11 protein-coding genes are annotated in these 12,128 nt (G+C 62.7%); 8 read left to right on the top strand and 3 right to left on the bottom strand.

The window, feature by feature from the left end; all coding sequences use genetic code 11:
- The first annotated feature begins 25 nt into the window (after window positions 1-25).
- Both ICL81_RS09185 and ICL81_RS09180 read left to right on the top strand, forming a co-directional pair.
- Window positions 26-433 (top strand): DUF2568 domain-containing protein, encoded by a 408-nt coding sequence (locus ICL81_RS09185; protein WP_251382043.1) that lies wholly within the window; start codon window positions 26-28, stop codon window positions 431-433.
- A gap of 740 nt (window positions 434-1,173) precedes the next feature.
- Window positions 1,174-2,250, top strand: coding sequence for an LLM class flavin-dependent oxidoreductase (locus tag ICL81_RS09180; RefSeq protein ID WP_188034590.1), 1,077 nt, complete (start codon window positions 1,174-1,176; stop codon window positions 2,248-2,250).
- Between the two features lie 134 nt (window positions 2,251-2,384).
- Here the strand turns inward: ICL81_RS09180 and ICL81_RS09175 are convergent, their stop codons facing one another.
- On the bottom strand, window positions 2,385-3,347 hold the full coding sequence (locus ICL81_RS09175) for a LacI family DNA-binding transcriptional regulator (protein ID WP_188034589.1): 963 nt from the start codon (window positions 3,345-3,347) through the stop codon (window positions 2,385-2,387).
- 140 nt (window positions 3,348-3,487) lie between these two features.
- Between ICL81_RS09175 and ICL81_RS09170 the strand changes: the two genes are divergently transcribed.
- Together ICL81_RS09170 and ICL81_RS09165 are read left to right on the top strand one after the other, a co-directional pair.
- Window positions 3,488-4,756 carry an MFS transporter gene (locus tag ICL81_RS09170; RefSeq protein WP_188034588.1) on the top strand — a complete coding sequence of 423 codons (1,269 nt, stop codon included), beginning with the start codon at window positions 3,488-3,490 and terminating at the stop codon, window positions 4,754-4,756.
- 38 nt (window positions 4,757-4,794) lie between these two features.
- Complete coding sequence (locus ICL81_RS09165; RefSeq protein WP_353055483.1) at window positions 4,795-6,417, top strand: amidohydrolase; 1,623 nt, start codon at window positions 4,795-4,797, stop codon at window positions 6,415-6,417.
- 490 nt (window positions 6,418-6,907) lie between these two features.
- Here the strand turns inward: ICL81_RS09165 and ICL81_RS09160 are convergent, their stop codons facing one another.
- Window positions 6,908-8,122: an NADP-dependent isocitrate dehydrogenase gene (locus ICL81_RS09160; RefSeq protein WP_188034587.1), complete on the bottom strand. Its 1,215-nt coding sequence runs from the start codon at window positions 8,120-8,122 to the stop codon at window positions 6,908-6,910.
- A 241-nt stretch (window positions 8,123-8,363) separates the two neighbouring features.
- Here ICL81_RS09160 and ICL81_RS09155 point away from each other — a divergent pair, with 241 nt between their 5' ends.
- The 4 genes from ICL81_RS09155 to ppk2 are packed head-to-tail and all read left to right on the top strand — an operon-like array spanning window position 8,364 to window position 11,001.
- Entirely contained in the window at window positions 8,364-8,816 is a 453-nt protein-coding gene (locus tag ICL81_RS09155) for a GNAT family N-acetyltransferase (protein ID WP_188034586.1), read from the top strand.
- Window positions 8,806-9,732: an EamA family transporter RarD gene (gene rarD / locus ICL81_RS09150; RefSeq protein ID WP_188034585.1), complete on the top strand. Its 927-nt coding sequence runs from the start codon at window positions 8,806-8,808 to the stop codon at window positions 9,730-9,732. The genes ICL81_RS09155 and rarD overlap by 11 nt, the downstream gene beginning before the upstream one ends.
- 15 nt (window positions 9,733-9,747) lie before the next feature.
- Entirely contained in the window at window positions 9,748-10,035 is a 288-nt protein-coding gene (locus ICL81_RS09145; protein ID WP_188023092.1) for a metal-sensitive transcriptional regulator, read from the top strand.
- A 42-nt stretch (window positions 10,036-10,077) separates the two neighbouring features.
- The gene (gene ppk2, locus ICL81_RS09140; protein WP_188034584.1) at window positions 10,078-11,001 is read left to right on the top strand and encodes a polyphosphate kinase 2; all 924 of its coding nucleotides are present in this window, start codon (window positions 10,078-10,080) and stop codon (window positions 10,999-11,001) included.
- On the opposite strand, the gene ICL81_RS09135 is transcribed toward ppk2, so the two are convergent.
- The gene (locus tag ICL81_RS09135; RefSeq protein WP_188034583.1) at window positions 10,985-12,127 is read right to left on the bottom strand and encodes a glycerate kinase; all 1,143 of its coding nucleotides are present in this window, start codon (window positions 12,125-12,127) and stop codon (window positions 10,985-10,987) included. The genes ppk2 and ICL81_RS09135 overlap by 17 nt on opposite strands.
- Window position 12,128 lies beyond the last annotated feature (1 nt).

Genomic DNA, 12,128 nt, shown 5'->3' with positions numbered 1-12,128 from the left:
AGCGATTGGCTACAATTACGGGGTGATGAACGACGCAACGAGCAACGAGACGACCCCCTCGATGACCCCCGCTGAGGCAACCACGATCGTGAAGCGCGCGCGCACCACTGCCGTGCTGCAGCTCATTCGAGGCCTGTTCCAGGTGATCTCTGTGCTCACCATCACCGTGTGGGGCTTCCTCGCATGGCCGATGCCCGTTGGCATTCTGAGCGGCCTCATCGCCCTCGTTGTCTCCGTCGTGGTGTGGGCGCTGTTCCTGTCGCCCAAGCCCGTGCTGCGCACAGATCACTTTGCGCAGGCACTGGTTGAGCTCGTGCTCATCGCTGGCGCAGTGGGCGCGATGCTCGGACTCGGCGTGCACTGGGCGCTGCCCGTCGCCTTCGGCGTTATCGCCGCCGTGATTGGCTACATCGGCTCAATGCGCGTGCGGTAGATTTCGCCGCTTCTAGCTTTTGGTCCGGTGCGCTTTGGCGCATCGGACCTTTTATTTGAGTTCTGAAGGCAATTCCTGCGCGTGCCGTTCGAAGCCGTTGTAGAGAAGTCCGGCGTAGAAAACGCACGCACCTGCCACCAGGAAGAGTGCACCGGGTACGAGATGCAACCCTTCGCTTCCCATCCCGACGATCACCGGCTGCTTCCAAATTCATCGCAGTTGTGCCGTGCGCGTTGATGCGGCCTCCCCGGCTCGGCTGAGCGCGAGCAGGGAACGGGTATAGACCAGGGCCGCCTGGCACCACATGCGTCACGTTGCTGATCGCACTGAGAGGCACCCGCAACTAGGCGCATAGCCGTTACCAAAGTGGCGCAAATATGACACATGAACGAAACATCGCGAAGAACTATTGCCGGACCGTTGTACCGTGTGTATGCTGCAAACATTGCAACTGAAACGAACCGGGTGTGTAACGGGCGTTTGCTGCTCTCCCCACAACTTCATATGCCTGCCGCGAAGGATATCCCGCGGCAGTAACATCGCGCCGTTCCCCAATTTTGCGGCGTGATGTTTTCCGGTGAGTATCTCCCGGGGCGCGGCTTATCGGACCCCACCCCTATTTGAGTCCAAGCGCGCTGAGAGGCCCGGCCATCGCTGGTCGGGCCTCTCCCCTTTTTCCACTCCAGATCGCCAGTGCGCCACACAGGAATAACCGCAGACTCGTCGTGGTTGCACTGGACATGAGCGATCACCAGAAGAACCTCGCCGATGTAGTGCTCGGCCTCGACACCTTCGGCGACATCACCAACGACAACGCAGGCAATCCGCTACATGCCGCTCAGGTCATACGTGACGTTGTCGAGCAGGCTGCCCTTGCTGATCGTGTCGGCGTCGACGCCATTACCGTGGGCGAACATCACCGCGATGACTTTGCGATCTCGTCACCGGAGATGGTGCTCGCGGCCATCGCCTCGCGCACAGAACGTATCCTTCTCGGCACCGGTGTCACCGTACTCTCGAGCGACGACCCCGTGCGCGTCTACGAGCGATTCGCCACGCTCGATGCAGTGAGTAACGGGCGGGCTGAGATCATTCTCGGGCGCGGATCCTTCACCGAATCTTTCCCGCTCTTCGGCTTCGACATGAACGACTACGACTCGCTCTTCACCGAAAAGCTCGAACTGTTCTCGCAGCTCCGGAGCGAGGGGCCGATCCACTGGGCCGGCCGCCATCGCAGCTCGCTCACTGGCCAAGAAGTCTTCCCGAAGACTGAACACGAGAACGGGCTGCCAGCTTGGATCGGCGTTGGCGGCAGCCCCCACTCGGTCCTTCGCACCGTGCGCATGGGCATCCCCATGATGCTCGCGATCATCGGCGGCGACCCCGTGCGCTTTGCTCCGTTCGCCAATCTCTATCGCCAGGCCCAGGACGAGGCAGGCTACGGACAGGCAGGCGGGCCAGCTCGTATGCCGCTCGGCGTACATTCGCCCGGCCACGTTGGCGCTTCTGATGCCCAGGCCCGCGACGAGCTCTGGGAGCACTTCGCCGCGAACCGCAATCGCATTGGCCGTGAGCGCGGCTGGCCTGAGACCACGCGTGAGGAGTTCGAAGCAGAAGCCGACAACGGCGCACTGCACGTCGGGTCCCCCGACACAGTCGCAGAGAAGATCGCCAAGACCGTCACCTCCCTCGGCGCCGATCGCTTCGACCTCAAGTACGCCAACGGCACCATGTCTCACGGCAAGCTCATGGAGAGCATCGAACTCTTCGGCACCCAGGTCGTCCCCCGCGTGCGCGAGATCCTGTCAGCGCAGTAGCGTTCCGCTCCCCTGCGCCAACCCCGCGAAACAGTCCGTTTCTGCCGAGATCAATAGTTTCACCGTGCAGAAACACCCCTTCTCGACAGAACAGGGCCTTTTCGCGCGGTTGACCGGCTCCGCAAGCAGTCGAACTACCGGGGCGCCACGATCCGCGCCTCGTGCAGCACCGATGCACCCTGCTCGACCGTGCCGCTAATGGCTGCGAACAGCAGGTCGGTTGCGGCCTGACCGTAGTCACGTGCGCGCAGATCGACACCGGCCATGCCGTCGTCGCTCGGCCCGAGTGCCATTGAGGCCATGAGCATTGGCGCGGATCCCTGCGCCGCCCGCATCGCTTCTGCCCTGCGTGCGTGACCCTGGGCAGCCCAGATCACCGCATCTGCGCCGTCCTCGGCCGCGTGCTGCATAATGCTGAGCATATCGGCGTCTGCGAGCGCAATTTGGGCGGTGTACAGGTGAGGATCGCGGCCAGTGTGCGCACACCACTCTTCGTATCCGGCGCGCAGCTGCGCACCCCAGAGCGGCTCGCGGTCGGGCAAGAATCCGACCAGCGCCGGTGCCGTGTAACCAGCGCTCGCAAGCACCTCGAGGAGGTCTTCAATGAGCTTGCGGTGATCCGCCGCGATCCAGGCAGCCTGGCGTTCGTGCCCTGGACCGAGATACTCGCCGACTGATACGACCGGGGATGACCCCGCCGCGGCAAGCGCTGCCGCAAAGGTCTCAGCCGTCGCGTCGAGCGCCAGCACACCATCGATGGCCGGGCTCGACGAACGCTTCGCATCGCCGTTTGCAAGGAGTACAAGATCTTGTCCGAGCGTTGCTGCGCGGGCCGCGACGCCAAACGCGAACTCCATGTAGAACGCGAGTTCCTGCACGTCTTCGGGAATCTGCATGCCGATCGCGCCGTGACGGCCACCACGCAACCGCTGTGCGGCGCGATTTCGCTCGTAGCCCATCTCTTCTGCCTTCGAGAGAACGCGTTCCCGTAGGGTCTCCGACACTCGACCACTGCCGTGCAACGCAGAAGAAACTGCGGTTTTTGAAATGCCCAACTCGTGAGCAATATCAACGATTGTGACCCCAGACTTCGGCATATCCACAGTCTATGGCTCCTGGCGGGCCGGGGGCGATCCGCGTTCCGAGTTTGCGTTTTTCGAAATTGCCACGTAGTTTCTACTCTTGCTGGAACGTTCCCGCAACGTTCACATCATCTGAACTCGACAAAGGAGTCACCATGTCTTCCGCACCCACTACGGCCGCGCCACAGAGCGGTCTCGCGACACTCACCACCAAGGTGGTCCTCGGTTTCGTCGGCACCTGGGTCATCGCGCTCATGGCTGCGAACCTCGTTCCCGTTCTCATCGCGGGCATGGTGCAGGATCTCGGCGTTGACATCGCCACCGCTGGCGCGCTCGCGACCGGCATGACCGCTGGCTCGGCGCTTGCGATGTTCGTCACCAACCGCTTCATCGCGACGGCGGATCGCCCCCGCCTCGGCCGCATTGGCCTCGTCTTGATGGTGCTTGGCTACGCTGCCGCAGGTTTCATCCTCACGATTCCCGCTGTCATGATCGGCCTGATGGTCGGCGGCATCGGCGCAGGCATCATGATCGCGACCGGCACCGCAGCTGCGTCGACCACAGTGAACCCCGACCGCTCGGTCACCACGATCATGGTCATCAACCGCATCGGCGCCACCGCGCTCCTCGCGATCGCACCCCTGTTCCACAATGACCTGCGTTCGGTGCTGCTCGTCATCGCAGCCCTCGGCGTGCTCGGCCTCATCATGGCCGGCGGCCTGCCGAACCTCTCCCCCGAGGCTCGCGAAGCAGCTCGCGCACACCGCAACGCTTCCTCGAACGCACCCGCAAGCAAGGTCTACACCCTGGCCGCGTTCGCACTCGCGATCTCAATGTGCCTGTGGTCGCTCACCGAAGACATGGTCTACTCGATGACCAGCGTGCTCTCGGCGCAGGCCGGCATCTCTGCTGACGCATCGAGTGCGCTGCTCGCTGGCAAGGTCTTCGGCGGCCTCATCGGCGCCCTCCTCGCTCCCCTCGCACTCCGCTGGCTCGGCCGCAGCTGGTCGCTCGTTCTCATCATCGCGATGAGCACGATCACGAAGTTCATCATGATCACCACCACCTCGGCGATGGCATACAGTGTCTCGATCCTCATCTGGGGCGCAATGTACGGCGCAATCCTCGTTCTCGTCACCGGTCTCGCTGCCGTCATGGATGTCACCGGCCGCGTTGGCGTGCTCGTCTCAGGCTTCTACCTCGCTGGCGTTGCCTTCGGCCCGCTCATCGGCGGCCAGCTCGTTGGCGTCCTCTCGCCGATCCAGTACGCGCTGCTCGTATCTGCTCCGAGCATCCTCTTCGGATCCGCCCTCTTCGTCATCAGCCGCAAGGGTCGCAAGCTCGAAGACGGCAACACGAGTGCGGTTGGCATCGTCGCAGCTGAGGCAGAGCTCTCGGACTCGGCAACCGCCGACCGCGCCTAACCACAGCCCACTCACTCCCAGAGAACAGGAGCCACATCGTGAACACCATTGCGACGCCCGCAGACCGGGTCGTATTCGCCGCGCAGGTCGTTGACTTCACCGCACCTGAGATCGTGCTCGGATCCGCCCTCGCAATCGCATCCGGCCGCGTCATCGCCGTTGGTTCGCGCAAGGACATCAGCGCATACATCACCGACGCAACCGAGATCGATGAGTACCCCGGCGCCACAATCACGCCTGGCCTCACCGACGGCCACACTCACATCGTGTTCGGCCTCGAGCTCACCCGCGGCGTGCAGCTCACCGACCTCACGCTCGCAGAGGCGAAGGGGCGGATCGCTGACGCCGCAGCCACGACAGCCGATGGCGAGTGGCTCTTCGGTTGGGGCGTAGACCCGAACATCTACACCGAGACCGGTTTCGATGGCCGCATCTTTGATGAGGCTGCAGCTGGCCACCCGGTGTTCCTGCGTATGCGTGATGCGCACTCAGCTGTCATCAACAGCGTGGGCATCGAGCGCGTCGGCATCACCGGCACGGAGACCTTTGCCGATGAGTCAGCGGTTGGCGTGGACGCCGATGGCAACCCGACCGGCTACCTCCTCGAGCTTGCCGCAATGGATCTTGCACTCGAGCGCATCCCGCAGGAAACCGTTGAGGTGCGCGCGGATCGACTCACCGAGGTACTCGATGGCATGGCTGCGACCGGTATCACCGGCACGCACGTCATGGATTTCCATCCCGGCAGCCGCGAGGTACTCGAGCTCCTGGAGAGTCGCGGAGAACTACCCGTTCGCCTGCGGTTCTCGCCGATGGTTCCGCCAGGATCTGACGAAGCTGCACTCGCAGAGATCGCCGAACTGCAGGGCCTGCACGGCCGCCGCTGGCGCGTCGAAGGCGTGAAGTTCATGATCGACGGCACCGTCGACAATGGCTCCGCTTGGCTCGCGACCCCCGACTGCTATGGCGAGGGCTTGAAGTCCATTTGGACTGACCCCGAGGCATACCGCCGCGCGCTTCGTTTCTTCGCTGAGCGCGGCGTCGCGACCGCAACCCACGCGATCGGTGAGCGCGGAGTCGACTTCGTCCTTGATGCACTCGAATCGCTCGGCGACCTGCGCGCGAATGCTGCGCACCGCATCGAGCACATCGAGTCCATTCCCGACGAGACCGTCCCGCGCTTCGCAGCTCTCGGCGTCGCGGCAAGCATGCAGCCGATCCACGGCACGCGTCACACACTGGCGGATCGCAGCGACAACTGGTCAGTACGCCTCGGCGAAGAGCGCGCGAGCCACGGTTGGCGTTGCAAAGACATTCGCGAGACCGGTGCAACGCTCGCGCTTGGCAGCGACTGGCCTGTGACCCCGTACGATCCGCGCGTCATGATGACCGAGTCGATCACGCGCGTACCGCTCACTCATCCGCACCGCGCCCCCGTTCAGCCCGAGCAGGGTCTCACCATGCGCGAGGCGCTCGAGGGTTACACCTCACACGCGGCTCGCGCGATCCGCTCACTCGACGAGGGACACCTGCAGCCGGGCGCACGAGCGGTGCTGACGGTGTTCGGCGTGGATCCGTTTACGCTCAGCGCCGCTGAGTTTGCGGCGGTTCCCGTTATTGCAACGTACGTCGACGGTGAGCCTGTGACGGTCGCTCGGTAGGGCGGGTCCCGGGCGCGCGCGCCCCGCATGCTCAACCCCGCGAAACTGGCCGTTTCTGCCGAGATCGATAGTTTCTGGCCGCAGAAACTCCCCTTCTCGACAGAAACTGCCGTTCTCGCGGGGTTGAGTCATGCCCGGGCAGTGTGTGACGTGAAACGGCCGCCACCCCACACCACCACCACCGCGTGCCGCCGGGGCAAGAACGGGCCGGCCTCGCGGCCGGGCGACCTTTTCCCGCACACCAGGGCGAATGACAACGAGACCCTATGGGTGACACCTGCATCCAGCAAGGCTCCCCTCGACTGCCCCACGGCAAAAGGAAAACGGCCTGCCACCCACGGGGTGACAGGCCGTTTTCCTTGCCCAGACACGAGTCAACCCCGCGAGATTGACCGTTTCTGCCGAGACACAAGGTTTCTACGCGGTGAAACCATCGATCTCGGCAGAAACTGCCAGTTTCGCGGGGTTGAGCCGAAAGGCAGAGCCCAAATTACGCCAGGCGTGCCTGCAGGTTCTCGTCGATCGCTGCGAGGAACTCCTCGGTAGTGAGGTAGCCCTGCTCGGGGCCGACCAGCATTGCGAGGTCCTTGGTCATCTTGCCCGACTCAACGGTCTTGATGACGACGTCCTCAAGTGCCTTTGCGAAGTCGATGAGGGGCTGGTTGCCGTCGAGCTTGCCGCGGTGCTGCAGGCCACGGGTCCAAGCGAAGATCGACGCAATCGGGTTGGTCGAGGTCGGCTTGCCCTGCTGGTGCTGGCGGTAGTGACGAGTCACGGTGCCGTGTGCAGCCTCTGCCTCGACAACCTTTCCGTCCGGAGTCGAGAGCACCGAGGTCATGAGACCGAGCGAGCCGAAGCCCTGTGCAACGGTGTCCGACTGAACGTCACCGTCGTAGTTCTTGCAAGCCCAGACGTAGCCGCCCTCCCACTTCATGGCCGAAGCGACCATGTCGTCGATGAGGCGGTGCTCGTAGGTAAGGCCTGCGGTCTCGAAGCGCTCCTTGAACTCGGTGTCGTAGATCTCCTGGAAGAGATCCTTGAAGCGGCCGTCGTACGCCTTGAGGATGGTGTTCTTCGTCGAGAGGTAGACAGGGAAGTTACGCGAGAGGCCGTAGTTCAGCGATGCACGAGCGAAGTCGCGGATCGATGCGTCGAGGTTGTACTGCACCTGTGCAACACCGTCGCTCGGCGACTGGTAAACCTCGAACTTCTGGGGTTCACCGCCGTCCTTGGGGGTGAACTCGACGGTCAGAGTGCCTTCGCCTTCGAAGCGGAAGTCGGTTGCGCGGTACTGGTCACCGAATGCGTGACGGCCGATGATGATCGGCTTGTTCCAGCCAGGAACCAGACGGGGGATGTTCGAGATGATGATCGGCTCACGGAAGATCACGCCACCGAGAATGTTGCGGATCGTGCCGTTCGGCGACTTCCACATCTTCTTGAGGCCGAACTCTTCTACGCGTGCCTCGTCAGGGGTGATCGTTGCACACTTCACGCCAACGCCGTGCTTCTGGATAGCGTGCGCTGCGTCGATGGTGACCTGGTCGTTGGTCTCATCGCGGTGCTGGATGCCGAGGTCGTAGTACTCGAGGTCAACGTCGATGTACGGGTGAATCAGACGGTCCTTGATGAACTGCCAGATGATTCGCGTCATCTCGTCGCCGTCGAGCTCGACGACCTTACCTGCAACCTTGATCTTTTCCAACGGTGCTCCAGCCTGTTGATTGTGCAATAAAACGGGGCTTGTGGCCCATAACCCTGAGTCTATCGGAGTCAGAGAGTTATCTCGACATCGAGAGAAATTTCGGGTGAGTGCGCCGAAGATTCCAGGGGTGGTTCACAGATTCCAGGCATGCGCCGCAGAATCCACGGACTTTCCGAGACCGTTATCGAAATGGACATTCGTCTACTACCCCGAACACCTCAGACAGCGATACCCTGTGAGTATGAGCAACCTCACTATCGAAGAGCTCTCTGCAGCCACGATCGTCGCCGTCAACCGGCTCGGTCTGAAGCCTGGCCAGGAGCAGTTCATCACACCTGTGTCCTATGCCGCAGCTGCCGCGGTCACGCCACCCGACAGCGCCTGGCAGCGCGTCATTTTGCAAGATGGTCGCGTTGTTGCGTTCATTCACGGCAACTTTGACCCCAATTCCACGCATGAAGAATTCCGTGCTGCACTCTGGCGCATCAATGTTGACGCTGACGCGCAGGGAGCTGGTGTCGGCACCTTCGCGGTGCAGGCACTCATCGAAGAGGCTCGACGCCGCGGCGTCGGCCGCCTGACCGTGCTCTGGGAGCGCGGCGAAGACGGCCCAGAAGAGTTCTTCCTCCACATGGGCTTCAAGCCCGTCGGCGAGACTCCATACGACGAGGTCATCGGAGCAATTGAGCTCTAACCTCGAGGCGAAGCGCGGCATTATCGCCTCGGTCGCCTCATCAGTCTGCTTCGGTGGCGTCTACTTCGTCACCCCCATGTTGTCCCCCGCGTCTGCAGAGTCGCTGTGGGGCATCCGTAACCTCGTCACGATTCCGATCATTGCGCTCGGTCTCCTGGTCATCGGCCAGCGTCACCGAATTGCCGAAATCTGGCAGCGCATTCTCAAGAAGCCGCTCCTCATTCTCGGCATCATCGTGTGCGGCATGCTCGTCGCGATGCAGCTCTGGATCTTCACCTGGGCCCCGTTGCACGGCCGCGGGCTACAGGTCGCCCTTGGCTACTTCCTGTTGCCACTCGTGCTCGTGCTCGTTGGCAAGTTCCTGTACAAAGACAAGCTCCTCTGGTGGCAGTGGCTTGCAGCTGCCATTGCAGCGGTTGGCGTCATATTCGAGATTGTGCGCGTTGGCTCGATCTCGTGGGAGACCTTGCTCGTCTGCCTTGGCTACCCCTGTTACTTCGTGCTCCGGCGCGCGCTCGGCCTTGACGATCTCGGGGGCATGTTCTGGGAGTTCGTCGCCATGTCGCCGTTCGCCCTGACCTTTGTTGCGCTCGCGGTTGCTGACGGCAGCGCGATTGACGCGAACCCGGCGCTCCTGTGGGCAGCCCCGCTCTTCTCGGTATGGACCGGCATCGCGCTCATGTGTTACATCCTCGCGTCTCGCCTCCTCACCATCAGCCTCTTCGGCCTGCTGAGTTACCTGGAGCCCGCACTGCTCGTGGTGGCGTCGATCCTGATTGGTGAGCGGATCGCAGCCGCAGAGTTCCCCCTCTACATCGCGATTTGGGTGGCCGTGTTTGTGCTGATCGGCGGCGGACTCGCGCTCGCTGTTCGCCACAGACGGAATGGCGGATCCGCCCCAACAATCAAGCTCTGACGCTACTATTCAGGCATGGAAGAACATCACGGCTACTCCGATCACAAGAGTGATCTGCTCAAGCGTCTCCGTCGCGCCGAGGGCCAGGTGCGCGGTGTCCATCGCATGATCGAGGAAGACGTCTATTGCATCGACGTCCTCACTCAGGTTTCTGCAGCGACGAAGGCACTCGAAAAGGTCGCGCTCGCGCTCCTCGAAGACCACCTCAGCCACTGCGTTGCAACAGCAGCTACAGAAGGTGGCGAGGTTGCGGCCGAAAAGCTGCGCGAAGCCTCACAAGCCATCGCACGATTCGTCGGTTAACTGAGATAATAAGAGCCCGTCCAGAGTGGAAAAGGACCACGTATGAACACGGACTCGAAGAACCCCCAGATCGACCTCTCACCCGAGATTGACGAACTTGCCGAGCTCCTGGCAAGCGAATCTTCGGTAGATGACGGGCCCGATGCGCCCTGGCGCCAGGGCTATCCGTACAGCGAGAAAATCACTCGCAAAGCGTACGAAAAAGAGAAGCGAAAGCTGCAGATTGAGTTACTGAAGCTTCAGGCGTGGGTGAAAGAGTCCGGCGAAAAGATCGTCATCATCTTTGAGGGTCGCGATGCGGCAGGCAAGGGTGGCGCGATCAAGCGGTTTACCGAGCATCTGAACCCGCGTGGCGCTCGCGTTGTCGCGCTCGAGGTTCCCACTGAGCGTGAGCGTACCTCCTGGTATTTCCAACGCTACATTTCACATTTGCCAGCGGCTGGCGAGATCGTCATATACGACCGCTCCTGGTACAACCGTGCAGGCGTAGAACGCGTCATGGGCTACTGCACACCGCAGCAGTACCTCGAGTTCACTCGCTCGGCGCCCGACTTCGAGCGTTTGCTCTCCCAATCTGGCATCCATCTCGTCAAGTTCTGGTTCTCTGTCGGCAAGGCAGAGCAGCGCGCCCGTTTCCAGTCACGCTCACAAGATCTCGTGAAGCAGTGGAAACTCTCGCCAACTGACCTTGCGAGCCTCGACAAATGGGACGACTACACTGCGGCGAAAGACGCGATGTTCTTCTACACCGATACTCCGCACGCACCATGGACGGTCGTGAAGTCGAACGACAAGAAGCGCGCCCGCCTTGAGGCGATGCGCTGGGTACTCGCACAGTTCGATTACCCCTCGAAAGACTTCGAGGTCGTTGGCGTTCCCGATTCGAAGATCATCGGCTCTCCCGCAGATGTCTACGACGACGGCGAGACGCCGACCGGCACGATGCCGGTCATTCCTCGCGACTAGCGACAGCAAGCAACGCACCCGCGCGTTCGAGCAGCACCTCGGCATCCAACATGGAGTCGAGGTGCTGCTCAGTTGTGGTAGCAAGCTCAACAAGCGATTGCGCCTTCACGAACTGCGCCACGGTGGCGTCTTGCTCGATCCGCCCCGCAATGAGGGCGACGGGTACACCGGAGCGAACTGCGAGCTCTGTCACACGCGCGGGGGCCTTGCCTTCGGCGCTCTGAGCGTCGAAGGCGCCCTCGCCAGTCACCACAAGATCAGCGGCGGCAATGGCAGCGGAAAGTCCAATGAGGTTAGCGACCGCGCTCGCTCCCTGCACGATCTCAGCGCCGAGCCAAGCGAGCACGCACGTGGTCCCGCCTGCTGCGCCGAATCCGGGCGTCATGGGGTCGAGGCCAAGGAACTCAGCAACGTGCGCGAGGCCAGCTTCTGCAGCCGGCCGGAGCGCCTCGGTGATGCCCTTCTGCTGGCCGAACTGAGCGGCCGCTCCGCGGGGGCCGAGCAGGGGCGCAGCAACATCGCTCCACACTGTGAGCGTGCCTGCCGGAACCGTGCGCATCACGCTCGTGTCGATCGTGGCGATGCGCGCGAGCCCACGGTTCCCGAGCGGCACTTCGTGACCGGCGCTGTCGAGCAGCCGAGCGCCGAGTCCGACAAGAATTCCGGCGCCAGCATCGGTCGAACAACTGCCACCGAGGGCGACATGCACGTGCGTCGCGCCAGCATCGAGGGCAGCGCGGATCGCCTCCCCGACGCCACGTGTGTGGGCGTCGAGGGGATGCAGGATGAGCTGACCAGCCGCGTCGCGTGGAAGCCTCAGCATGCCGCTCGTCTCAGCGAGCTCGACCGCTGCCGAGCCGTCTGGGAGTCGCAGCCAGTGCGCAGCCACGGAGGCATGCACCGGGCCGGTCGCGGTAAACGGCACCAACTCTGCGTCTGGAATCCCAGACTGCACAACCGCGAGGGTGCCCTCACCGCCGTCAGCCATCGGGCGGAGCACGAGGTCATCTTCGGGTCTGACAGCGGCCCAGCCGCGGGCGATTGCGGTGGCAACGCGATCCGCGCCCAATGAACCCTTGAAGGAATCGGGGGCGATCACCACCCGTGCCCGCTCGACGAACGGCATG

Origin of the sequence: Leucobacter sp. cx-328 (genome assembly GCF_014530035.1) — a bacterium.
In the GTDB taxonomy this organism is placed as follows: Bacteria; Actinomycetota; Actinomycetes; order Actinomycetales; family Microbacteriaceae; genus Leucobacter.
Note: the sequence above shows the minus strand (reverse complement) of the source record. Positions and strands in the feature narration are given on the sequence as shown.